This window comes from Gracilibacillus thailandensis, from assembly GCF_010994055.1.
Classification (GTDB): domain Bacteria; phylum Bacillota; class Bacilli; order Bacillales; family Amphibacillaceae; genus Gracilibacillus; species Gracilibacillus lacisalsi.
Window position 1 is genome coordinate 64,309 of sequence record NZ_WJID01000014.1, and the last position, 23,155, is coordinate 87,463.

Annotated in this window: 27 protein-coding genes; all 27 read left to right on the plus strand. The window is 40.3% G+C overall.

What is annotated here, in order from left to right; genetic code table 11:
* The first annotated feature begins 47 nt into the window (after positions 1-47).
* The 27 genes from GH715_RS06080 to GH715_RS06210 all read left to right on the plus strand — a co-directional run bounded on the left by GH715_RS06080 (position 48) and on the right by GH715_RS06210 (position 22,962).
* The gene (locus tag GH715_RS06080; protein WP_018930801.1) at positions 48-293 is read left to right on the plus strand and encodes a type B 50S ribosomal protein L31; all 246 of its coding nucleotides are present in this window, start codon (positions 48-50) and stop codon (positions 291-293) included.
* Between the two features lie 192 nt (positions 294-485).
* On the plus strand, positions 486-1,097 hold the full coding sequence (locus GH715_RS06085) for a thymidine kinase (RefSeq protein ID WP_153834850.1): 612 nt from the start codon (positions 486-488) through the stop codon (positions 1,095-1,097).
* 69 nt (positions 1,098-1,166) lie between these two features.
* A complete protein-coding gene (gene prfA, locus GH715_RS06090) occupies positions 1,167-2,237 on the plus strand; it encodes a peptide chain release factor 1 (protein ID WP_163578480.1) in 1,071 nt (356 codons plus the stop codon).
* A 1-nt stretch (position 2,238) separates the two neighbouring features.
* Positions 2,239-3,096, plus strand: coding sequence for a peptide chain release factor N(5)-glutamine methyltransferase (prmC, locus tag GH715_RS06095; RefSeq protein ID WP_153834874.1), 858 nt, complete (start codon positions 2,239-2,241; stop codon positions 3,094-3,096).
* A gap of 82 nt (positions 3,097-3,178) precedes the next feature.
* Positions 3,179-3,919 carry a type I methionyl aminopeptidase gene (gene map / locus GH715_RS06100; protein WP_153834851.1) on the plus strand — a complete coding sequence of 247 codons (741 nt, stop codon included), beginning with the start codon at positions 3,179-3,181 and terminating at the stop codon, positions 3,917-3,919.
* A 129-nt stretch (positions 3,920-4,048) separates the two neighbouring features.
* Positions 4,049-4,642, plus strand: coding sequence for a stage II sporulation protein R (gene spoIIR, locus GH715_RS06105; RefSeq protein WP_153834852.1), 594 nt, complete (start codon positions 4,049-4,051; stop codon positions 4,640-4,642).
* Between the two features lie 59 nt (positions 4,643-4,701).
* Positions 4,702-5,136, plus strand: coding sequence for a hypothetical protein (locus GH715_RS06110; RefSeq protein ID WP_153834853.1), 435 nt, complete (start codon positions 4,702-4,704; stop codon positions 5,134-5,136).
* Between the two features lie 199 nt (positions 5,137-5,335).
* Positions 5,336-6,355, plus strand: coding sequence for an L-threonylcarbamoyladenylate synthase (locus GH715_RS06115; protein ID WP_153834854.1), 1,020 nt, complete (start codon positions 5,336-5,338; stop codon positions 6,353-6,355).
* Between the two features lie 82 nt (positions 6,356-6,437).
* Complete coding sequence (locus tag GH715_RS06120; protein ID WP_153834855.1) at positions 6,438-6,986, plus strand: manganese efflux pump MntP; 549 nt, start codon at positions 6,438-6,440, stop codon at positions 6,984-6,986.
* Positions 6,987-7,098: 112 nt separating this feature from the next.
* Entirely contained in the window at positions 7,099-7,365 is a 267-nt protein-coding gene (locus GH715_RS06125) for a hypothetical protein (protein WP_153834856.1), read from the plus strand.
* 41 nt (positions 7,366-7,406) lie between these two features.
* Complete coding sequence (locus GH715_RS06130; RefSeq protein WP_228760265.1) at positions 7,407-8,000, plus strand: low molecular weight protein arginine phosphatase; 594 nt, start codon at positions 7,407-7,409, stop codon at positions 7,998-8,000.
* A 28-nt stretch (positions 8,001-8,028) separates the two neighbouring features.
* Positions 8,029-9,330, plus strand: coding sequence for a methyl-accepting chemotaxis protein (locus GH715_RS06135; protein ID WP_153834857.1), 1,302 nt, complete (start codon positions 8,029-8,031; stop codon positions 9,328-9,330).
* Between the two features lie 34 nt (positions 9,331-9,364).
* A complete protein-coding gene (gene rpiB, locus GH715_RS06140) occupies positions 9,365-9,805 on the plus strand; it encodes a ribose 5-phosphate isomerase B (protein WP_153834858.1) in 441 nt (146 codons plus the stop codon).
* A gap of 19 nt (positions 9,806-9,824) precedes the next feature.
* Positions 9,825-10,370, plus strand: coding sequence for a TIGR01440 family protein (locus GH715_RS06145; protein ID WP_153834859.1), 546 nt, complete (start codon positions 9,825-9,827; stop codon positions 10,368-10,370).
* Positions 10,371-10,544: 174 nt separating this feature from the next.
* The gene (locus GH715_RS06150; protein ID WP_153834860.1) at positions 10,545-11,780 is read left to right on the plus strand and encodes a serine hydroxymethyltransferase; all 1,236 of its coding nucleotides are present in this window, start codon (positions 10,545-10,547) and stop codon (positions 11,778-11,780) included.
* 307 nt (positions 11,781-12,087) lie between these two features.
* Positions 12,088-12,717, plus strand: a complete 630-nt coding sequence (upp, locus tag GH715_RS06155) for a uracil phosphoribosyltransferase (RefSeq protein ID WP_018930786.1) — start codon at positions 12,088-12,090, stop codon at positions 12,715-12,717.
* Positions 12,718-13,034: 317 nt separating this feature from the next.
* On the plus strand, positions 13,035-15,122 hold the full coding sequence (locus GH715_RS06160) for a S8 family serine peptidase (RefSeq protein ID WP_276208100.1): 2,088 nt from the start codon (positions 13,035-13,037) through the stop codon (positions 15,120-15,122).
* A 356-nt stretch (positions 15,123-15,478) separates the two neighbouring features.
* Positions 15,479-15,700 carry an AtpZ/AtpI family protein gene (locus tag GH715_RS06165; protein ID WP_153834862.1) on the plus strand — a complete coding sequence of 74 codons (222 nt, stop codon included), beginning with the start codon at positions 15,479-15,481 and terminating at the stop codon, positions 15,698-15,700.
* Between the two features lie 2 nt (positions 15,701-15,702).
* On the plus strand, positions 15,703-16,089 hold the full coding sequence (locus GH715_RS06170) for an ATP synthase subunit I (RefSeq protein ID WP_153834863.1): 387 nt from the start codon (positions 15,703-15,705) through the stop codon (positions 16,087-16,089).
* Positions 16,090-16,094: 5 nt separating this feature from the next.
* On the plus strand, positions 16,095-16,817 hold the full coding sequence (gene atpB, locus GH715_RS06175; protein ID WP_153834864.1) for a F0F1 ATP synthase subunit A: 723 nt from the start codon (positions 16,095-16,097) through the stop codon (positions 16,815-16,817).
* A gap of 48 nt (positions 16,818-16,865) precedes the next feature.
* Positions 16,866-17,072, plus strand: coding sequence for a F0F1 ATP synthase subunit C (gene atpE / locus GH715_RS06180; RefSeq protein ID WP_018930781.1), 207 nt, complete (start codon positions 16,866-16,868; stop codon positions 17,070-17,072).
* Between the two features lie 472 nt (positions 17,073-17,544).
* The gene (gene atpF, locus GH715_RS06185) at positions 17,545-18,075 is read left to right on the plus strand and encodes a F0F1 ATP synthase subunit B (protein WP_163578481.1); all 531 of its coding nucleotides are present in this window, start codon (positions 17,545-17,547) and stop codon (positions 18,073-18,075) included.
* A complete protein-coding gene (locus tag GH715_RS06190; protein WP_153834865.1) occupies positions 18,072-18,614 on the plus strand; it encodes a F0F1 ATP synthase subunit delta in 543 nt (180 codons plus the stop codon). The genes atpF and GH715_RS06190 overlap by 4 nt, the downstream gene beginning before the upstream one ends.
* 21 nt (positions 18,615-18,635) lie before the next feature.
* Positions 18,636-20,144 (plus strand): F0F1 ATP synthase subunit alpha, encoded by a 1,509-nt coding sequence (atpA, locus tag GH715_RS06195; protein WP_153834866.1) that lies wholly within the window; start codon positions 18,636-18,638, stop codon positions 20,142-20,144.
* Between the two features lie 69 nt (positions 20,145-20,213).
* Complete coding sequence (atpG, locus tag GH715_RS06200) at positions 20,214-21,077, plus strand: ATP synthase F1 subunit gamma (RefSeq protein ID WP_163578482.1); 864 nt, start codon at positions 20,214-20,216, stop codon at positions 21,075-21,077.
* Positions 21,078-21,119: 42 nt separating this feature from the next.
* Entirely contained in the window at positions 21,120-22,523 is a 1,404-nt protein-coding gene (gene atpD / locus GH715_RS06205; protein ID WP_153834867.1) for a F0F1 ATP synthase subunit beta, read from the plus strand.
* Positions 22,524-22,563: 40 nt separating this feature from the next.
* Complete coding sequence (locus tag GH715_RS06210; RefSeq protein WP_153834868.1) at positions 22,564-22,962, plus strand: F0F1 ATP synthase subunit epsilon; 399 nt, start codon at positions 22,564-22,566, stop codon at positions 22,960-22,962.
* Positions 22,963-23,155 lie beyond the last annotated feature (193 nt).

Genomic DNA, 23,155 nt, shown 5'->3' on the forward strand with positions numbered 1-23,155 from the left:
ATCTAACTCTGTTTCCTCAGGATTCAGGGCAAAAGGAGTGGACAGACATGAAAAAAGATATTCATCCAGAATACCACAAAGTTGTATTTCTTGATACAAGCTCTGACTACAAATTTCTAGGCGGATCTACTACAACATCTGAAGAGACAATTGAATGGGAAGATGGCAATACTTACCCATTAATCCGTGTAGAAATCAGTTCAGCTTCTCACCCGTTCTATACTGGTAAGCAAAAAGCTGATAAAGTCGGCGGTCGTGTTGACCGATTCAAGAAAAAATACAACCTTAGCTAATTGGTATTTTTTCACTGTACGACGATATAATAGGATACAAATCCTTGAAACAGGCAAATGCACCAAAAATTTGCCTGTTTTTTATTTGATGTTTAGCGGCTGGACAATGTAATCAGCTACATATTTATACGAAAAACATGGTAAAATGTTTAAATATAGAGAAACAATAATGCTGGAAGGGGCAACATTATCATGCACATTATGAAGCATGCCGGTTGGATTGAACTAATATGCGGAAGCATGTTTTCAGGCAAATCAGAAGAATTAATTCGCAGAGTACGACGCGCAACGTACGGTAACCTTTCTGTTGCTGTATATAAACCACTAATTGACAATCGTTATAAAGATGATTGTGTCGTTTCCCATAATGGATCAGAGTTAGTAGCAAAACCTGTCAAACGAGCAATTGACATATTAGAAGACATCACCGATGATATTGATCTAATCGGAATCGATGAAGTACAATTTTTTGATGATGATATTATACATATCGTATCAGAACTGGCTGATAGAGGTCATCGTGTTGTACTTGCAGGATTAGATACAGATTTCCGTGGTGAACCATTTGGACCGATGCCACAGCTTTTGGCGATCAGTGAATTTGTTACGAAATTAAATGCAGTATGCCCTGTCTGTGGTTCACCTGCAAGCAGAACCCAACGTTTAATCAATGGCAGTCCTGCTTCCTATGATGATCCTGTTATTTTAGTTGGTGCTAAAGAAGCATATGAACCGCGTTGCAGACATCACCACGACGTTCCAAATCATCCGAAAAGTAAATTAAAAGCACATAGTAGATTTTGACGGTCTCCGTTATTTTTAATATACTGTATCATAGTGAAGTTTTGCTAATCGGAGAAAGAGGTGAAGAACGTGTTAGATCGTTTAGAATCGTTAGAAGCACGTTATGATAAATTGAATGAATTATTAAGTGACCCTGAAGTCATTAATGATTCGAAAAAATTAAGAGAGTATTCGAAAGAACAATCAGATCTTCAAGATGTGATTACAGCTTATCGTGAATATAAAGATATCTCTACACAACTAGATGATGCTAAAGAGATGTTAGATGACGATCTTGATGATGAAATGCGTGAAATGGCAAAAATGGAAGTTGCGGAGCTTTCTGAGCAAAAAGAAGAGTTGGAAGAACGTCTGAAAATTCTATTACTACCGAAAGATCCTAACGATGACAAAAACGTTATCATGGAGGTTCGCGGTGCAGCCGGAGGGGATGAAGCAGCCCTTTTTGCTGGAGACTTATTCAGAATGTATTCCCGTTATGCGGAATCACAAGGCTGGAAAATTGATATAATGGACTCCAATACGACTGGTGTTGGTGGGTTTAAAGAAGTTGTCTTCATGATCAATGGAACTGGTGCCTATTCGAAATTAAAGTTTGAAAATGGTGCCCACCGTGTACAACGTGTACCGGAAACCGAATCTGGCGGGCGTATTCACACTTCAACAGCAACCGTAGTCGTTATGCCGGAAGCAGAAGAAGTAGAAATCGACATTAATGAAAAAGATATCCGCGTTGATACCTTTGCGTCTAGTGGTCCTGGTGGGCAATCGGTAAACACTACGATGTCTGCAGTCCGCTTAACACATGAACCAACAGGTATTGTCGTTTCAATTCAAGACGAAAAATCGCAAATTAAAAACAAAGAAAAAGCGATGAAAGTCTTGCGTGCTCGTATTTATGATAAATTCCAACAGGAAGCACAAGCAGAATATGATCAAACACGTAAATCTGCTGTCGGTTCTGGCGATCGTTCAGAGCGGATTAGAACATATAACTTCCCGCAGAATCGTGTAACAGACCACCGTATCGGTCTGACCATTCAAAAGCTTGATCAAATTTTAGAAGGTAAGCTGGAAGAAGTAATTGATGCACTTATCATCGAAGAACAAGCGAAGAAAATGGAAGAAATCGGTGAATAACATGCAAATATCAACTGTACATGGGGCCCTGGAATGGGCTTCTTCTTTTTTACAAAAACATAACTGTGAACCAAAAGTGGCAGAAATTCTACTTTTACACATAATGGATTGGTCAAAAACCGACCTGATCATTCATTTACGAGATTCGATTGCTGAAGATAAGTTAGCCGATTTTCAGCAAAAGATCGAACAACATACCGAAACCAAAATCCCTGTTCAACATTTAACAGGTGTCGAAGCATTTTATGGTCGTATGTTTCATGTTAATAAACATGTGCTCATCCCAAGACCGGAAACAGAAGAACTTGTTCAACAGGTCATAGAAGTTGTGGATAAAACCAATATTACTTGTGTGGATATCGGAACAGGCAGTGGCGTAATCGCTATCACGTTAGCAAAAGAATGGGAAAAGAACAGGCAGGTCAACATGCTTGCAACAGATCTATCTGAAAAAGCATTAAAAGTCGCTAAAAAAAACGCAGATAAACATGAAGCGAAGGTTGACTTTTATCACGGGAACTTCTTAGAACCGCTCATCACACAAGGAAAAAAAGTCGATCTTATCGTCTCTAATCCTCCTTACATTGCTTATGATGAAGCTGGGGACCTTTCGGAAATCGTAAAACATTTTGATCCGGAAATGGCGTTGTTTGCAGATCAAAATGGATTAGCCGCTTATCAACAAATTATCCACCAAGCAGGTCGAGTATTAAATAAACAAGGCATGATCTTTTTTGAAATTGGCCATCAACAAGCTGAAGCAGTTAAACAACTGATTAAGCAGCAATTTCCTAACAGTGAAGTGACTATCTTCCAAGACATCAATGGCAAAGACCGTATTGTACGAGTGATGTTGTGAGCAGGAACAATTTATTAAGGAAAAAGCCGTTTCGTAGATAAAACGAAAGGCATAAAATTACGTGAAAAAGTGAGGGTATACGATGATTGCAAAGACTGAAGCGGATTTTAATGGATTAAAAGAAATTGGTCGAATTTGTGGAGCCATTCGAGATGAATTAGTTCATTGCACTAAACCTGGAATAACTACAAAAGAACTCGATGAAATTGCCGGAGAGATGTTTGAAAAAGCAGGAGCTCAATCTGCACCAAAAGGAGAATACGATTTCCCTGGATATACGTGTATTAGCATCAATGAAGAAGTAGCCCATGGGATTCCTGGAGATCGGACCATTCAAGAAGGAGACCTTGTGAATATTGATGTATCAGGTTCGAAAAACGGTTATTTCGCAGATACCGGGATTTCTTTTGTAGTAGGGGATGGAGCGGACCATTTGCAAAAAATATGTGACGTCGCTAAAGAAGCATTCGATGCTGGTCTAAAGAAGGCAAAACCAGGTTCGAAGAAAAGCGCGCTCGGAAAAACTGTACACAAAGTAGCAAAACAACACGGCTTAACCGTCATCAAAAATCTTACTGGACATGGTGTTGGGCGCTCGATTCATGAAGCACCAGATCATATTTTCAATTTCTACTCGCGTTGGGATGACGAAATTTTAAAAGATGGTATGGTCATTGCCTTTGAACCTTTTATTTCGACATTGGAAGAGGAAGTTTACCAATCCGAAGATGGATGGACCTTCCTAACCGACGAAAGTTCTGTGGCTCAATACGAACATACGATTATTCTTACGAAGAAAGGACCGATTATTACTACGTTGTAATAGCGCTAATATCCCTATTGTTTCTAGATAAAAGTCTCCTCATTGAAAAATTAATAGATTAAAAGTTTAAAAGCTTTCGATGTTGTCCACACTGTGACTAGCAAACGCTAATGACAGGGGGATAAAAAAATGCGAAAGCTTATTTTATTTAGTGTACTTATGTTTTTAATTATAGGTTTTTTTCCACAAAAGGTAACGAGTAATGAACAATCCTATCAAGTTATTCCTGATGAAGCAATCCGTTTAAGGATTTTAGCAAACAGCGATGCTGAGAAAGATCAGGAGCTAAAACATGCTGTTAGGGATGCGGTAAATGAAGAAGTAACAGAATGGGTAGAAGAAATGGATGATATTGACGAAGCGAGACAACTGATTTCCTCTCGTATTGATGATATCGATCAAATCGTGAAAGATACAGTAGCAGATGAAACGTATACGGTGGAATATCGTAAAGATGTTAAATTTCCGACGAAACTATATGATCATTATCTCTACCCAGCCGGTGAATATGAAGCAATTTTGATCACGTTAGGAGAAGCAGAAGGATCCAATTGGTGGTGTGTCATTTTTCCACCATTATGTTTTTTAGATTTTTCATTTGGTACAACTGTGGAGGCTGCCGAAGCTGATCAAGAGGATCAAGAAACAGAAGAACAAGAGGAAGAAGAAAAGGAAGAAGAGGAAGTAGAATACACTTTTTTCTTCTTAAAATGGTTTAATTAATCATAAATCTATCATTTTGTCATAGATTAATAGTAAGACGAAATGATAGAGGTGAGAGGATGCAATTAATACCGACGAAGGAGTTGGATCAAAAGGAATTTGAAGCTTTTTTCGATGAAAAGGTGCCGCAATTCAATGAAATAGAGATGAAGCAATATGGATATTTTATTTATAAACAAGAAGAACCGGCAGCCTTTTTCTCCCTTATTCCAGTTGATCGCCATACGTATTGGTTACGGAGTTTAATCATGAAAAGAAATGCACCTGTTCTACTACCGGTATCGATCATTCAAACAGCAGAGAAGTTAACGCAAAGTTTTGGGGCTACGTCCTTAATTATCCACAGCAAAACAGCTGTTCTCGAGCAGTTATTAACACAATTAGGATATAACCTGACAGATCAAGTTTTAGAAGAGTCATTGCAAGCCTCGTGGTGGATAACTAACCTAGAATATGTGGATAAAAACAACGGTTATGCACAAGATTCTATGTGAATGTGTAAAAACTTGTGTGTAACTAATAGGAGTTATCATTTATGAACATGCTCTGTTTATAAAAATGTGTATAAATGGTTAATTTGTGCACATTTTTTATAATTGTTGTGGAAAATGATGTGGATAACAAAAGGTGCTTGCACAATTTTTTGGATAACTTCATAATAGTGTATAGAATCTATCTAGATCGAGGGATAACATGAAAACAGAAAAATGGGATGCAAGCAAACAGTCATTAATAAAAGCCGCTCAATTATTAAATGAGCAAGAAGTAGTGGCATTTCCCACTGAAACAGTTTACGGATTAGGAGCGGATGCAACGAGTGAAGTTGCGGTCTCAAAGATTTTTAAAGCCAAAGGCCGTCCATCTGATAACCCTTTAATTGTCCATGTTCATGATCCAAGTCAAATCCAACATTATGTTACAGAGATATCCACAATGGCCCAACAGTTAATCGAACATTTCATGCCGGGCCCTTTTACGATTATCTTACCAAGTAATGGAACAGTCGCAGATACGGTTACAGCTGGATTGGACACCGTGGGAATTAGGATTCCTGACCATCCAATCGGTAGGGCGCTAATTCAAGAGGCTAACCTGCCACTTGCTGCACCAAGTGCGAATCTTTCGGGTAAACCGAGTCCTACGACAGCTGAGCACGTTTATCAGGATTTGTACGGAAGAATTGCTGGAATTATTGATGGTGGTGCGACAGGCGTAGGTTTAGAATCAACTGTTGTCGATGCTACAGGTGATATACCAGTTATTTTAAGGCCTGGCGGTGTGACTAAACAGCAGATAGAGCAAGTAGCTGGCCAAGTGGAATTAACAGGCTCTCTAAAAGAAAATCAGCCAAAATCACCGGGGATGAAATATACTCATTATGAGCCAGACGCTCCGCTCGTATTAATAGATGGCGATCAACGCTTTTTCCAAAAGCATATTAATAAGTTTCAACAAGAAGGAAAAAAAGTTGGGATCATCGCCAGTAAGCCATTAGTTGATCAGCTCCAAGCAGCTATCCGTTATAACTGTGGTAGTCGAGATGACTTATCTCAAGTAGCCGCCAACCTTTACTACGGATTAAGGTATTTTAATGACACCGACGTTGACATTATCTTAGCTGAAACCTATCCGCAAGAAGGTATTGGTGATGCTATCATGAATCGACTGACGAAAGCTGCCACTCACTGGTACACGCAAAACAAAAACATATAATGATCCCCCCACGCATAAGAATGGGACAAGGGGACTGGCATGTCTCACTTGTTTTGTTTAAGTGCGAAGGGGGCTTTTTTGGATGGTGGCATCAATAATCGAAGTGATATCCATTATATGTATGGCATTTGCCGTAGGAATGGATGCCTTCTCGGTTGGCCTAGGTATCGGTATGCAAGAAATTCGCTTGAAACGAATATTTTTGATCGGTCTTGTGGTCGGTATTTTTCATATGATCATGCCCTTTATTGGTTTGTTGTTGGGTTCCATACTTTCCAATAAAATAGAAGGAATTGCCATTCTTGCTGCAGGCTTATTATTATGTGCAATCGGGTTCCAAATGATGTTTCAAACCTTTTGGCAAAAAGATACACAAATATTAGCACCGGTTGGTTTTGGCTTAATCATGTTTGCTTTTAGTGTAAGTTTGGACAGCTTTTCAATCGGTCTATCACTTGGCCTTTCGGGCGTGGCAACAGTGTTTGCAATTATCATGTTCGGTCTTTTCAGTACAGTATTAACTTGGTGTGCATTACTAATAGGCAGAAGAACGCATCATTTATTAGGTACCTACAGTGAACTGGTGGGGGGAGCGATTCTCTTTGCTTTTGGACTGCACGTATTATTCTAATAATATGATATAATTAAAGGAGATTATGATTTGTAGTTGGAAAAGCCCTCACTTCTTTTGAGTTAAATTCAAGGATGGGAAAAGAATATCCAAAGGAGAGAACGCCTACTCTTTGGAAAAAATCCTCACTACTAAGGGAAAAGGGCAGATATCCCCGGAAGAGAAGGAAATATCCCCGGAAGAGAAAAGCTGCTCGGAGGAAAAAGGCAGATATCCCCGGAAGAGAAGGAAATATCCCCGGATGGGAAAAGCTGTTCCGAGGAAAAAGTCGTCTCTTCCAAGGAAAAAGGTAGATATCCCCGGAAGAGAAGGAAATATCCCCGGAAGGGAAAAGTTGTTCCGAGGAAAAAGGCAGATATCCCAGAAAGAACTTCACTAGCTCCATAGAGATTATGAAATCATGAAGCTGGGGCTAAAATAATGAGTAGTATCAATAATGGAGGCAAGCAATACATGAATATTTTGTTCGTTTGTACAGGCAATACTTGTCGCAGTCCGATGGCTCAAGCGATATTACAACATAAAACAGAGCATAACGTTCAATCAGCCGGACTCTTTGCAGGTGAAGGGATGCCGGCTTCAGAAGGGACAAGCGAAGTATTGAAGCAGGAAGGAATCTCATCTGACCATAAGTCTCAACCTGTTACAGAAGATTTGATAAAATGGGCTGATTTAGTTCTTACCATGACGCAGAATCATCGGGATATGCTGAAACAAAGCTACCCAGCAGATACAGGAAAAATTTTCACCTTAAAAGAGTATGCAGACCCGAACTATGAAAATAATTGGAATGAGCTAAAAGAAGCCTATGCACAATTAGAGGAAGCAAAATTAACCGGAAGTGAAATTGACCCAAATTTACTAGATCAAATTAATCAGTTAGAAAAGCAAGTTCAAAACGTTGATATAATCGATCCGTTTGGCGGAAATTACATGACTTATCAAAAAACTTATGAAGAATTAGACAATTATCTTGAACTATTAGTCAAAAAGATAGACAATAAAGATAGATAAAAAGTCATGTTTTTGAGGAGGACGTCAAATGGAAGGGAAAACAAAAAAAGGGTTAAGTCTCAAGATAAGATTGGTAATATTTACAACTTTGCTAGCTCTAATTACATACTCTACTAGTGCGTTATTTATTTATGTTTTAAAAGATATAATAGGAGAGTTTATTGATATCCCAGAGGTATGGTATGTATTAGGGACATTAACACTTGGGATTATCTGGTCGGGTATTTTAGCGTTCTTTGCAGCTGGATTTATTACGCGGTCACTTAACAAACTGAAAAATGTCGCGGCAAAAGTGGCAGACGGGGATTTAAATGTCGAGATTGAACAACCGAAAACGAACGGCGATGAAATCAGTGAATTAACGATCGCGTTTCAAAAAATGGTCCACCATTTAAAAACAGTTTTAACGGAAATTGAACAACATGCGTCAGAAACATCCCAATCTGTACATAAAATGAAAGATGCGGCATCTAAAACAAAACAACAGACAGATGTTTTGGAGGATACGATAGGTCAAATTTCGACTGGTGCCGAAGAAACTTCTGATGCAATTCAACAAACAGCAGAAGCAGTGGAAAATTCCACACGTTTAGCAACCCAAGTAGATCAAAAGGCAGAAGATTCACAGCATAAATCTAATGAAATGGTGGAGCAGTTAAATGAATCCAAAGAGGTTATCAGTCAACTAGTTTCCGGTATTGGCCAGCTGGCAGATAATCAGGATTATGCACTTCATGACGTGAATCGTTTATCCCAAAAGGCGAAAGAAGTCGAAAATGTTATCTCACTTGTGGGTGACATTAGTGAACAAACGAACCTTTTAGCATTGAATGCATCAATTGAGGCATCTCGAGCAGGGGAAGAAGGAAAAGGGTTTGCAGTTGTTGCTGAAGAAGTGAGGAAATTAGCGGATCAAAGTTCTGACGCGGTGCAAACCATTTCTAACTTAATTCAGGATATGCAAAAAGATGTCGAATTGGTAGTAGGCAATATGCGTACACAGGTTGATGAAACACGTGCAGAAGTGAAAAAAGGCGAAGAAACAAACCAAGTTATCGATAACATGTCAGATTCGGTCCACCAGGTAGCATCCGCTATCAGAGAAATATCACAGCTCGTAGACAATCAGTTACAAGAAATCGAAGCAACACAAGCCAAGTCGCAAAATGTTGCTGCGATTGCGGAAGAAACGTCTGCTAGTGCCCAAGAAATGCAAGCTACTGTTGAGGAGCAGGCTGGTTTTGCCGAAAATTTAGAGGAGTTGGCGATTTCACTCGATCAACAAGCACAAAACTTGAAAATAAAGATCGAGCAATTTAAGCTAAGCTAAACAACACTTTTATAAAAAAGGAGCAATAAATGCGATGAAAGTCATTTTAGCATCTGATCACGGCGGGATTCATTTATCTAAAGAAATTGCATCTCTATTAGAAGAATTAAATATTGACTATGAAGATATAGGCTGTAATTGTGCAGATTCTGTTGATTACCCTGATTACGGAATTCCGGCAGCTGAACGTGTAGCAAGTGGAGAATTTGATCGTGGTATTTTAATTTGTGGGACAGGGATCGGAATGTCGATCGCAGCGAATAAAGTAAAAGGCATTCGTGCTGCACTGGTACATGACGTTTTTAGTGCTAAAGCAACTCGAGAGCATAACGATTCGAACATGATTACAATGGGAGAACGTGTCATTGGACCTGGCTTGGCAAGGGAAATTGTCAAAGAATGGTTAGGTACAGAGTTCCAAGGTGGTCGTCACGCTAACCGAATTGGAAAAGTATCAGATTACGAGAATAAGTAATGAAATGAGGGGAAATTCCATGAAACTCGATCAATGGGGATTAGATCTCAAAGCAATTGTGGATGAATGGATTTCACTCGACCTTCTTTCCGAAGGTGACCTTTTTGTCGTCGGTTGTTCGACGAGTGAAGTCGCTGGGGAACGTATAGGTACAGCAGGTAGTGAGGAAGTAGCAGCAATGATTTTTCGAGAACTAACTCGCTTAAAGGAAAAAACAGGTGTTAAGTTATGTTTCCAATGCTGTGAACACCTGAACCGAGCAATCGTCTTAGAAAAGAAAATCATGCGCGAACGTAAGCTTGACCAAGTGTCCGTAAGACCAGTACGAAAAGCTGGTGGCTCGATGGCGGCATATGCATATGATCATTTAGAAGATGCGGTGGTAGTCGAGTCCATACAAGCAGATGCCGGCATCGATATTGGCGAAACGATGATTGGTATGCAACTGAAGCCTGTAGCAATCCCGCTTCGAATGGAGAAGCGTTACGTAGGTCATGCAAGAACAACCAATGCACGAACAAGACCAAAATTAATTGGTGGCCCAAGAGCAGTTTATCCCGGATAATAAGCGAGCTAAATATGCACCTTTTTTATTTTTACGAATAAAGGGTGCATATTTTCTTGTTTTTATTCGTGAAAAAGTATAGAATTATTTGAAAAATGATGTTATTTTAGTATAAGATCATGTAAATAACGAATAATGCGAAACACCTACCAAAAATTATTAGGGGGAGCAAAAATGGATCACGTAAAAAATTTTGATGCAGAAATTTTCCAAGCGATGGAAGATGAAAGAAGACGCCAGAACGATAAGATTGAATTGATTGCTTCAGAAAACTTTGTCTCAGAAGCAGTAATGGAAGCACAAGGCTCGGTATTAACCAATAAGTATGCAGAAGGCTATCCTGGCCGCCGTTACTATGGTGGATGTGAGCATGTCGATGTCGCAGAGGATTTAGCCCGCGACCGTGCCAAAGAATTGTTCGGTGCAGAGCATGTTAATGTTCAACCACACTCTGGTGCACAGGCAAACATGGCGGTTTATTTTACTATTTTAGAGCCAGGTGACACAGTACTCGGTATGAACTTAAGTCACGGTGGACACTTAACACACGGAAGTCCAGTTAACTTTAGTGGTAAACTGTTCAATTTTGTTGATTATGGTGTTAATCAGGAATCCGAACAAATTGATTATGAGGATGTATTGGCAAAAGCAAAAGAAGTACAGCCGAAATTAATCGTTGCCGGTGCAAGTGCCTACCCTCGCCAAATTGATTTCGCGATGTTCCGTGAAATTGCCGACGAAGTAGGAGCATATTTAATGGTAGACATGGCACACATCGCAGGACTTGTGGCAACAGGTTTACATCCAGATCCAGTACCACACGCACATTTTGTAACGACAACAACACACAAAACATTACGCGGTCCACGTGGTGGTATGGTGTTATGTAAAGAAGAATTTGCTAAGAAAATTGATAAAACGGTATTCCCTGGTATGCAAGGTGGTCCGTTAATGCACGTAATCGCGGCAAAAGCAGTAGCCTTCAAAGAAGCATTGCAACCTTCCTTTAAAGAGTACGGTCAAAACATTATTAAAAATGCGAAGAAATTCGGTGAAGTGCTAGAATCAGAAGGTATCCGCACTGTATCAGGTGGAACTGACAACCACCTGTTATTATTAGATGTTCGCGGTCTAAACTTAACTGGTAAAGTTGCAGAAGCAGCATTAGATGAAGTAGGTATCACAACAAATAAAAACACGATTCCTTTTGACCCTGAAAGCCCATTTGTAACTAGTGGTGTTCGTGTTGGTACAGCTGCAGTAACATCCCGTGGCTTTGGAGAAGCGGAAATGGAAGAAGTCGCAAAAATTATTGCGCTAACGTTGAAGAATCCGGAAGACGAAGCAACTCTAAAAGAAGCTCGCGAACGCGTATCAGCCTTGACTGCAAAGTTCCCATTATATCAATAACACTAAAAAGCTAGACTATTAAGTCTGGCTTTTTTCGTTTTAGGTGAAAGTGCCCGATAAATGTGCAAAAGTGCCCGATATCCGAGAAAAAGCGCCCGATAAATGGCAAAAAGCGCCCGATATCCAAGGAAAAGTGCCCGATAAAATATAAAAAGTGCCCGATATAACTAAAAAAAGAACAACCCTTTTCTATGTACTCAAGCTTTTCTCAGTTATGCTTGCATGCTTGTTTGTTTTTCTGTACAATTTTAAGGATGAATATTGTGGATTTTTGGGATAATAATTTGAAAAAAGGAGAGTTTTCCTCATGAGTAATGTGTTTGTATTAGATCATCCGTTAATTCAGCACAAATTGACGTACATACGAGATAAAAATACAGGGACGAAGGAATTCCGTGCTTTAGTAGATGAAGTTTCGACATTAATGGCTTTTGAAATTACGAGAGATCTCCCACTGGAGGAGAAAACTATTGAGACGCCTGTCACTACTGCTACAACCAAAGTATTAAGCGGTAAGAAAATGGGGATTATTCCTATTTTAAGAGCGGGCTTAGGTATGGTGGATGGAATGCTATCTCTTATTCCTGCTGCTAAAGTTGGACATGTTGGCCTTTATCGTGATCCAGAAACATTAAAACCTGTCGAATACTATATTAAACTCCCATCTGATATCGAAGAGCGTGAATTAATCGTCGTAGATCCAATGTTAGCAACAGGTGGATCTGCTAATGATGCCATTCATTCCTTGAAAAAACGTGGAGGAACGAACATTAAGTTAATGTGCTTACTCGCAGCTCCAGAAGGTGTTGAAGTCATTCAAAAAGAACACCCTGACGTTGATATTTACCTTGGAGCGCTTGATGAGAAGTTGAATGAAAAAGGATATATTATCCCAGGCCTTGGTGATGCAGGAGACCGCTTGTTCGGAACAAAATAATGTTTTAAGAAATAGCATGCATTGATTTGTATGCTATTTTCTAGTTGGGCGGACATTCATTCCGTTATTTTAGGCAAATATAGTGTTAATTTAGGGGCAGCGGACATCTGTTCCGTTATTCCAACAAAAAGTATGCAGTTTAGCCTGAATTCCCTTAAATAACGGAATAGATGTCCGAAAAGTCATTTAAAGTACGCTAAAACCAGAAAATAACGCATCAAATGTCCGCAACGCCAAAATATCTTGCTCCTCGTTATACATATCTTTCCTCCCAATCGCAAACACTAACTCCTATCCATCAAAAAGGAGTGCTACATGTGTCATTTATCTTATCTTTTCTCTTATTTACCGCAGCAGCTATAGATTCAACTGAATCCTCCTTTATTATCGAAGTTGAAGGTGATCCACATGAGTTTGCTGAAGAAATAGAAACGTATCATCCTCATGTAGAAATCCTTGCTGTCTACGATACGATCTTCAATGGCGTTGCAATCAAAACGGACCAACGTAACCTCGAAAGAATCAAAAGACGCACAAACTTTCAGCAAACCTATTCGGTTCAAGAATATCACACACAAATAACAGAGACTAACATCAATGAGAGTGTCCCTTTTTTAATACCTGAACCACTCCCTTATACTGGGAAAGGTGTCAAGGTAGGAATCGTTGATACCGGAATAGACTATACGCACCCCGACTTACAGGCCAATTATCGAGGTGGCTATGATCTGGTTGATTTTGATGATGACCCAATGGAAACAATCCCTGAGCAAGGTATGCCTACACTGCATGGTACCCATGTCGCGGGAATAATTGGAGCGAATGGACAGATGAAAGGTGTTGCACCAGATGCAGAGCTATATGGCTACCGAGCACTTGGACCAGGTGGAACTGGGACATCGGTACAGGTGATGGCGGCTATCGAAAAGGCAGTCAAAGATGGAATGGATATAATCAACCTATCATTAGGTAATTCGATTAATGGACCGGATTGGCCGACAAGTGTCGCAGTTAACCGTGCTGTAGAGCAAGGGGTCACAGTCGTCATTGCTAATGGTAATACAGGTCCTGATTTATGGACGGTCGGCTCACCTGCAACAGCGAATCAAGTCATTTCAGTCGGGGCATCGACCCCTAAGTTAAAGCGCCCTTTTTTATACGATCGATTTCATGACAAAAAAATTGAAATAATACCGATGCAAGGCTCCCCTAATTGGGATTTTCCACGTGACCTCGAAGTAACGAATCAAGAGGAAAAGATTACAAATGATACGATCTTGATCATGGATCGAGGGGAAATCCCTTTTGCCCAATTAGCTATAGAAGCAGAGGAAAAAGGAGCAGCAGCCTTGCTGATAGCCAACAATGAAGAAGAAGGAGTCTTTGAAGGTGCAGTAGATCCGAATATTTCGATACCAGTCGCAGCAATTAGTCAGGAAGACGGCAAATGGCTAAAAGACAATCCAGGCTATTTAAGCATAGAATATCAGGAAATTCAGGATACCGTTACCGATTTTAGTTCACGAGGCCCTGTTACTGTTAATTGGGCGATAAAGCCAGAAATCGTTGCTCCAGGTGCCGGTATTCTAAGTACAGTGCCAGGAGGGTATCAGGCATTGAGCGGAACCAGTATGGCGGCACCACATGTGGCAGGGGTAATGGCATTACTGAAAGAAGCCCATCCAGATTGGGCACCAGCACAACTGAAAGCAGCGATACTTACGACAGCAGATCCGTTTCAAAACTTCCAACCTACAGAACAAGGGGCAGGCAAAATTGATCCAAAAGCAGCCCTGGAAACAGATACGTTAATCGATCAATCCCTGCTGCAATTTGGGAAAATAACGGACAACAGTGAACAAAAAGTAAGTACGCTTACCGTGGAAAATATCTCAGATCAAGAAAAGCAATATGCGTTTGAATTACCGGAGCAAGATACCGATATTCGTTTTCAGTTGCCGAAAAGCTTTACGTTAAAGCCAGGAGAAAAGAAAACTGTTGAAGTAAAAGCAACGATTAGAACAGGACAAATGGAGAAAGGAATTAAACAAGGCTATCTATATGTAAATGAGACTCCAATTCCGTATATGTTCCTGACAGAAGCAAATGATATACCTAAAGCAATGGGTTTAGAGTTAACGATAACACCGCTGGAAGATAGTTATCATTATCAATTGTATTTGGTAGAAGAGGCTGAAAAAATGACGATCGATCTCTATGATGCCAAAACATTCGCATATGTTACTACCTTAGTTGAACGTACAGATTTAGAACCCGGTGTAATTGAAGGAGAAGTGGAACAACTAGAACAACTGCAAACCCAATATATCGCAAATATAACGATCGAAACCAACGAAAATCAAACCTACCAATATCAGACAATTTGGGAAGGGGGAGCAGGATAATTTTTCTTATATAAGCGGTCAAAGGGACTGGATAAAAGTCCCTTTAATCCGCATAAAATCAGTTATTTCGAAACTCGAAGGAATTTTCACAATATTTTCAAAAAAGGACTTGTCGTACTTGGTGACTAGCAGTGAAAGGGATCTGCCGAAAGGTGTGGAAACTTGTCCGTTTATTTTTGTTTTTTGTCTCTGAAATCGATTGACAATAGGGGGTCCCTATTGTATGCTAATTTAGTGTGGATGATAAGGGTTACAGAGGTGTGACGAAAATCACTGCAGAAGAAAATAACATGTGTATATGTGAGATTTTCTTCCTTTATACATAAGTAATACGTTTGTATCATAGGAGTGAAACAATGTCACCACCAAGAAGAAGCCCTTACCATGGTCTGGCAGTATATAGTGCTATTTTATCACAACTCGCTGGCGCACCGTTAATTGGCTTGTTTATTGGTAGAAGTATAGACAAGTATTTATCCACATCACCACTTTTTTTAGTGATCGGACTTTTTTTGGGTCTGGGAGCCGGTTTTTATGGAACCATTCATTACGTACGAGATAAAACGGGAGACGAATAACCATGGATCAATACAAAAATATGATAACCCGTCAACGTAAATGGATGTTCTACCTTCTTGCACTTTTTGTTCTTGGCTGGGGGTTTACACCTTTCACAAGAATATTCCTCGGACTCCTCCTGGGAACAGCATTAAGCTTTTATAATTTGTGGGTTATGCAGCGGAAGATTGACCGTTTTGGACAAGCTGTCTCACATGGTGGTCGACCAGCAGGAATTGGTACATTTACCCGCTTAGCCACGGCAGCATTAGCGGTTATCATCGCAATGCGCTTTGAAGAATATTTCCATTTGATGGCTGTTATTTTGGGATTAATGACAACTTATGTTGTTATTATGATAGATTTTGCACTATTCAGAAAACAAGACGAGCAAAAGGAAGTGAGGTGAAGGAATTGGATCACGAATCACCGCTGTTTCATGATCTGTTTGGCATTCCATGGTTAGATTTTAACCTGTCCACTACTTTAATGACGTTTATTTCTTCTGTTATCGTATTTATTATTTGTACATTGGCAGCAAGAAATCTTCAGATGAAGCCAACCGGTTTCCAAAACTTTATGGAGTGGATTGTCGATTTTGTCAAAGGCATTATCGGGGATACGATGGATTGGAAAACAGGGAAAGTATTCTTACCACTAGGTTTAACATTACTAGTGTACATTTTTATTAGTAACATCCTTGGTGTAATCACTATGGGGGTATGGGGACATGAACTATGGTGGAAATCACCTACTTCTGATGCAACGCTCACATTATCATTATCAGCGTTGGTCATTATCTTAACCCATTATTACGGGGTGAAAACGAAAGGCTTCGGCGAATATATGAAAGACTATGTACGCCCTGTACCGTTTTTATTACCTTTCAAAATTATTGAGGAGTTTACAAATACCTTAACACTAGGTCTACGTCTCTTCGGTAATATCTTTGCTGGTGAAATTTTATTATCACTTATTACAAAAATGGCGTTTATCGCTGCACCAATCACATTTATATCCATCATTCCGATGATGGCATGGCAAGGTTTTAGTTTATTTATTGGTGCTATTCAAGCATTTATTTTCACTATGTTAACAATGGTTTATATGTCTCATAAAGTGAGTTCAGACCATTAAAATAATATAATCTTAATTATCTATACATTTTAAAGGAGGAAACAAACAATGGGAGCTTTAGCAGCTGCAATTGCAATTGGTTTAGCGGCACTTGGTGCTGGTTTAGGTAACGGTATGATCGTAAGTCGTACAGTAGAGGGGATTGCACGTCAACCAGAATTAAGAGGTGCACTTCAAACAACAATGTTTATCGGGGTAGCGTTAGTAGAGGCGATTCCAATTTTCGCCGTAGTTATTGCCTTCATGGTAATGTAATTATACTTAATCTGATAGAATGGCGAAGTTCGTCTACGACAACCTTCGCCATTCCTTTGTAACAAGAAAAGCAAAGAGCGCCCGTTCAGCAATGTACAAACTGGACTGAACCGGAAGGAGATAAAGGAAACACGATGAGCTGAAAGCGAATCGATGTTGACTTATCGTGTCATGAGGTGAGGGAAGTTTGCTAGTTGCTGGGCGCTCGGAGCTAGACAACAAGAAAAGCGATAAGTGCTGTTATGAAACGTACGGTTTGGACTGAAGCGTAGGAGATAAAGGAAACACGACGAAGAATGAGTCGATGTTGACTTATCAACGAGCTGAGGGAAAACCGCTAGTTTCTGGCACATAGAGCTAGACAAACAAGAAAAACAAATATCGCCCTATGAAATAAGGCGACATTAGTTATGAAAAAAGAATGTAATGTGAGAATGAAATAGATGACTAATCGTAGGAAGGAGTGAACACTGTGCAACTTTTAGCAGGTGGGCTCGTCATTCAAGCTGCAGATATCGGCGGTTTACGAGGTGGAGATATGGCGTTTGCCATTATCAGCTTTTTAGTTTTACTTGCATTATTGAAGAAGTTCGCGTGGGGTCCATTAATGAACAAAATGGAAGAGCGTGAAAATCATATTGCCAATGAAATTGATACAGCTGAAAAGAACCGTGCCGAAGCAGAAAAAGCTGCGCGTGAAGCAAACGAACAATTAAAAGCGACGCGTCAAGAAGCACAACAAATTATTGAAGATGCGAAAAAAGCTGGAACTGAGCAAGAACGAGCGATTATTGAAGCAGCAAACGAAGCAGCAGCTCGTATTAAGAAGTCTGCAGAAGAAGATATCGCACGCGAGAAAGAAAAAGCAGTTGAAGCACTTCAGGCACAAGTGGCAACATTATCTGTGCAGATTGCTACTAAAGTGATCGAGAAAGAAATTAATGCAGAGGATCAAGAACAGTTGATCAGTGAGTACATTAAAGAGGTAGGAGAAGAGCAATGAGTAAAACGAATGTAGCAAAGCGTTACGCAGAAGCTCTTTTTCAAATTGGTGCTGAAAAGGAAACAATTGATTTCCTGGAAACGGAACTCGCAACAGTTAAGGAAGTTTTCCAAACGAATCAAGCATTTCTTCAATTCTTACAACATCCAAAAGTAGAAGCAGAAAAGAAAAAGCAGCTACTTAACGAAGCGTTCGCAGGCTTTTCGAAGGATGTACTACATACACTTTCGTTACTTGTAGATCGCCATAACGAATCGATTGTTCCAGATATTGTCGATCACTTTATCACTTTTGCTAATCAGGCAAAAGGTGTAAAAGAGGCAACAGTCTATTCGGTTCGCGCATTATCAGATGCAGAAAAAGAAGAAATCGAAAATGTGTTCACGAAGAAACTAAATGTTAAAACGTTGAAAATAAATAACCATGTCGATCCATCCGTTATTGGTGGTGTCAAGATTAAAGTCGGCAACACAGTATATGACGGCTCTGTCAAAGGTAAATTGGATCGTCTCGAACGACAAATAAGAAGAGCAAATTAAGGACGATAGGGGTGAAATGGCATGAGCATTAAAGCTGAAGAAATCAGTGCGCTGATTAAGCAGCAAATTGAAAGCTATGACTCAGACATCGAAGTAAGTGATGTTGGTACGGTTATCGAAATCGGTGACGGTATCGCACGTGCACATGGTCTTGATAACGTCATGTCTGGTGAGCTTGTTGAATTTTCAAATGGTGTCATGGGTATGGCACAAAACTTAGAAGAATCAAACGTCGGGATCGTAATCCTTGGGCCTTATACGGAAATTCGTGAAGGTGACGAAGTCCGTCGTACAGGTCGTATTATGGAAGTGCCAGTAGGGGAGGAACTTATTGGTCGTGTCGTTAATCCATTAGGACAGCCAGTTGATGGGAAAGGTCCTATTGAAACTTCAAAAGCACGCCCAATTGAATCTCCAGCACCTGGAGTAATGGACCGTAAATCAGTTGATGAGCCATTGCAAACTGGTATCAAAGCGATTGATGCACTAGTACCAATCGGTCGTGGTCAACGTGAGTTAATCATCGGGGACCGTCAAACAGGTAAAACAACGGTTGCAATCGATACAATCTTGAATCAAAAAAATGAAGATATGATCTGTATCTATGTGGCAATCGGTCAGAAAGATTCTACTGTACGTGGAACAGTAGAAGTACTTCGTAAACATGGAGCTCTTGACTACACAATCGTTGTATCTGCCGGCGCAAGTGAGCCTGCACCACTTCAATACCTAGCACCATATGCAGGGGTATCAATGGGTGAAGAGTTCATGTACAACGGTAAACACGTATTAGTTGTATATGATGATTTAACAAAACAAGCGAACGCATATCGTGAGCTTTCCCTATTATTACGCCGCCCGCCAGGACGTGAGGCATTCCCAGGGGATGTATTCTACTTACACTCTCGTCTTTTAGAGCGTGCAGCTAAATTAAATGACGACAAAGGTGGAGGTTCTTTAACAGCACTTCCATTCGTTGAAACACAAGCAGGGGACATTTCCGCTTATATTCCAACGAACGTTATTTCAATTACAGATGGTCAAATTTTCTTACAGTCTGACCTATTCTTCTCTGGTGTACGTCCAGCGATCAACGCCGGTCTATCGGTATCACGTGTAGGTGGTTCCGCACAGATAAAAGCGATGAAGAAGGTTGCTGGTACATTGCGTCTAGACCTAGCTTCATTCCGTGAGCTAGAATCATTCGCACAGTTCGGATCTGACTTAGATAAAGCAACACAAGCAAAACTAAACCGTGGTGCTCGTACAGTAGAAGTACTGAAGCAAGGCCTTCACAAGCCATTAGTAGTAGAAAAACAAGTTATGATCATCTATGCATTAACAAAAGGTTTCCTAGATGACATTCCTGTTGAAGATATTACTCGTTTTGAAGATGAGTTCTTAACATGGTTGGACAGCAACAAACCAGAATTGCTTGCTACCATTAAAGAAACAGGTGCTCTAGCAGATGATGCTGACATGAGCGGTGCAGTAGAAGAATTCAAGAAAACATTTGTCATTTCTGAGTAATAGAGGAGAAGCGAAAGTTTTCTTTCATAAGTATAGCGTCAACCTTTTAGGAAAGGGCGGTGAAACAACGTGGCATCTCTTAGAGATATCAAAACACGGATTAATTCCACGCAAAAGACGAAACAGATCACAAAAGCCATGCACATGGTATCTGCATCTAAATTAAGTAAAGCAGAGGAATTTGCCAAAGCTTTTGATCCATACAGTGATAAGATTAAAGAAGTGGTTAACAGCATAGCTGGTAGTGGTCAGGATGCAGAGCACCCAATGCTTCAGACACGTGAGGTAAAAAAGACAGCCTATTTTGTTATCACGGCAGATCGAGGTCTAGCAGGAGCTTTTAACAGTGGAATACTTCGTGAAGTTTATCGCACGATTCAAGAGAAACATCAATCCAAAGATGAATATGCCGTTATCGCAGTAGGACGAATGGGCCGCGATTTCTTTAGAAAACGTGATATTCCAGTTCTTAAGGAGATCACAGGTCTTTCAGATCAACCTAATTTTGCTGATATAAAAGACTTAACGTCTGAAGCGGTACAACTTTTTATTGATGAAGAAATTGATGAACTAGTGATTTTCTATAATCACTTCGTCAGTGCGATTTCACAAAAAGTAACATCAAAAAAACTTTTACCACTTACAGACCTACAAGAAGAAGCTAGTGGTACAAAGAGCACATATGAATATGAACCAAATCAACAAGAAATATTAGATGTATTATTGCCACAATATGCGGAGAGCTTGATCTTCGGTGCACTATTAGACAGTAAAGCGAGTGAGCATGCTTCTCGTATGACTGCTATGAAAAGTGCAACAGATAACGCGGATGAACTTATTGATGACTTGTCATTACAGTACAACCGTGCAAGACAAGCAGCAATCACGCAAGAAATCACCGAAATTGTTGGTGGGGCAGCCGCATTAGAATAATACAATCGTACGGTAGTAAATTTTTAGTTAGGAGGGAAATCGATGGCAAAAGGACACGTTATTCAGATTATGGGGCCGGTTGTCGACGTTAAATTCGAAGACGGCCATCTCCCTGAAATTTACAACGCGTTAAAAGTACAGTATGATGTGAACGGTGAAGCGCAAGAATTAACAGTAGAAGTTGCCCTTCACTTAGGCGATGACTCTGTACGTACAATCGCGATGTCATCTACAGAAGGTGTTCAACGTGGAGCAGAAGTTACAGATTTAAACGCACCAATCTCAGTACCAGTAGGTGATGAGACGCTAGGTCGTGTCTTCAACGTATTAGGTGAGAAAATCGACCTTGACGAAGAAATTGGTGCAGATGTTCGTCGTGATCCAATTCACCGCGAATCTCCACAATTTGAAGACTTAGCAACAGAAACAGAAATTTTAGAAACAGGTATTAAAGTAGTAGACTTATTAGCACCTTATATTAAAGGTGGTAAGATCGGTTTATTTGGTGGTGCGGGTGTAGGTAAAACCGTATTAATTCAAGAGCTGATCAACAACATCGCACAAGAACACGGTGGTATTTCCGTATTCGCTGGTGTAGGGGAACGTACTCGTGAAGGTAACGACCTTTACTATGAAATGAAAGACTCAGGTGTAATTTCTAAAACAGCGATGGTCTTCGGTCAAATGAACGAGCCACCAGGAGCGCGTATGCGTGTAGCACTAACAGGTCTTACAATGGCGGAGTACTTCCGTGATGAAAAAGGTGCAGACGTGCTATTGTTCATTGATAACATTTTCCGTTTTACACAAGCAGGTTCAGAGGTATCAGCACTTCTTGGTCGTATGCCATCTGCCGTTGGTTACCAACCGACACTTGCAACAGAAATGGGTCAATTACAAGAGCGTATTACATCAACTAACAAAGGTTCTGTTACATCTATCCAAGCGATCTATGTACCTGCCGATGACTATACAGACCCGGCACCAGCTACAACGTTCGCTCACTTAGATGCGACAACAAACCTTGATCGTAAATTATCAGAGCAAGGTATTTACCCAGCGGTGGATCCACTTGCCTCTACATCTCGTGCCCTTGACCCTGAAGTAGTAGGGGAAGAGCACTACAATGTTGCGCGTGAAGTTCAACAAACATTACAAAAGTATAAAGAACTACAAGATATTATCGCGATCTTAGGTATGGATGAGTTATCTGATGAAGATAAATTAACTGTATCACGTGCGCGTCGTATCCAGTTCTTCTTATCGCAAAACTTCCACGTAGCAGAGCAATTTACAGGTCAACCAGGTTCTTATGTACCAGTTAAGGAAACTGTTCAAGGATTCCGCGAAATCCTTGATGGTAAATATGATGACCTTCCAGAAGATGCATTCCGTTTAGTCGGCCGCATCGAAGAAGTAGTAGAAAAAGCAAAGCAAATGGCGTAATTCGCCTTTAGCTTTTATTCCAGCCTAAGGAGGGGTTCTGTTGAATACACTAACAGTAAGTGTTGTTACTCCGGATGGCCCTGTTCTGGAAGATTCATTTGAAATGGTTAGCTGTAAAGCTGAGAGTGGAGAGCTCGGGATCTTACCAGGTCACATTCCGCTCGTTGCACCACTGTCCATTAGTGCAGTGCGCTTAAAAGGAGAAAATCCACAACGAATTGCAGTAAGTGGAGGATTCCTTGAGGTTCGTCCTGATAAAGTGACAATTCTTGCACAATCAGCAGAGCGACCTGACGATATTGATATCGAGCGTGCTCGTGCAGCGAAAGAACGAGCAGAACGTCGTTTACAAGCTAAGCAAGATGAAATAGATTTCAGAAGGGCAGAATTAGCACTTAAACGTGCCTTAAACCGAATCGACGTCGTAGAAAATAGATAACAAGGAAAAGGGGCTGCCTCAACCGACTGGTTGAGCGCAGCCCCTTTTCAAGATGCAAATAAATCCCCCAAGATGCAAATAAATCCCCCAAGATGCAAATAAATCCCAAAGTAATACACACCTCTCATCCTTTCAAGTAAGTTATCAAGAAAAAGAAGAGAACAATTCTCCCCCTGTCGAAAGTTCACCTCAT

Coding starts and splice junctions, on each gene's coding strand:
- GH715_RS06080 (WP_018930801.1), top strand. CDS start 48: ATGAAAAAAGATATTCATCCAGAATACCACAAAGTTGTATTTCTTGAT.
- GH715_RS06085 (WP_153834850.1), top strand. CDS start 486: ATGCACATTATGAAGCATGCCGGTTGGATTGAACTAATATGCGGAAGC.
- prmC (WP_153834874.1), top strand. CDS start 2,239: ATGCAAATATCAACTGTACATGGGGCCCTGGAATGGGCTTCTTCTTTT.
- map (WP_153834851.1), top strand. CDS start 3,179: ATGATTGCAAAGACTGAAGCGGATTTTAATGGATTAAAAGAAATTGGT.
- spoIIR (WP_153834852.1), top strand. CDS start 4,049: ATGCGAAAGCTTATTTTATTTAGTGTACTTATGTTTTTAATTATAGGT.
- GH715_RS06110 (WP_153834853.1), top strand. CDS start 4,702: ATGCAATTAATACCGACGAAGGAGTTGGATCAAAAGGAATTTGAAGCT.
- GH715_RS06115 (WP_153834854.1), top strand. CDS start 5,336: ATGAAAACAGAAAAATGGGATGCAAGCAAACAGTCATTAATAAAAGCC.
- GH715_RS06120 (WP_153834855.1), top strand. CDS start 6,438: ATGGTGGCATCAATAATCGAAGTGATATCCATTATATGTATGGCATTT.
- GH715_RS06130 (WP_228760265.1), top strand. CDS start 7,407: ATGAGTAGTATCAATAATGGAGGCAAGCAATACATGAATATTTTGTTC.
- GH715_RS06135 (WP_153834857.1), top strand. CDS start 8,029: ATGGAAGGGAAAACAAAAAAAGGGTTAAGTCTCAAGATAAGATTGGTA.
- rpiB (WP_153834858.1), top strand. CDS start 9,365: ATGAAAGTCATTTTAGCATCTGATCACGGCGGGATTCATTTATCTAAA.
- GH715_RS06145 (WP_153834859.1), top strand. CDS start 9,825: ATGAAACTCGATCAATGGGGATTAGATCTCAAAGCAATTGTGGATGAA.
- GH715_RS06150 (WP_153834860.1), top strand. CDS start 10,545: ATGGATCACGTAAAAAATTTTGATGCAGAAATTTTCCAAGCGATGGAA.
- upp (WP_018930786.1), top strand. CDS start 12,088: ATGAGTAATGTGTTTGTATTAGATCATCCGTTAATTCAGCACAAATTG.
- GH715_RS06165 (WP_153834862.1), top strand. CDS start 15,479: ATGTCACCACCAAGAAGAAGCCCTTACCATGGTCTGGCAGTATATAGT.
- GH715_RS06170 (WP_153834863.1), top strand. CDS start 15,703: ATGGATCAATACAAAAATATGATAACCCGTCAACGTAAATGGATGTTC.
- atpE (WP_018930781.1), top strand. CDS start 16,866: ATGGGAGCTTTAGCAGCTGCAATTGCAATTGGTTTAGCGGCACTTGGT.
- GH715_RS06190 (WP_153834865.1), top strand. CDS start 18,072: ATGAGTAAAACGAATGTAGCAAAGCGTTACGCAGAAGCTCTTTTTCAA.
- atpA (WP_153834866.1), top strand. CDS start 18,636: ATGAGCATTAAAGCTGAAGAAATCAGTGCGCTGATTAAGCAGCAAATT.
- atpD (WP_153834867.1), top strand. CDS start 21,120: ATGGCAAAAGGACACGTTATTCAGATTATGGGGCCGGTTGTCGACGTT.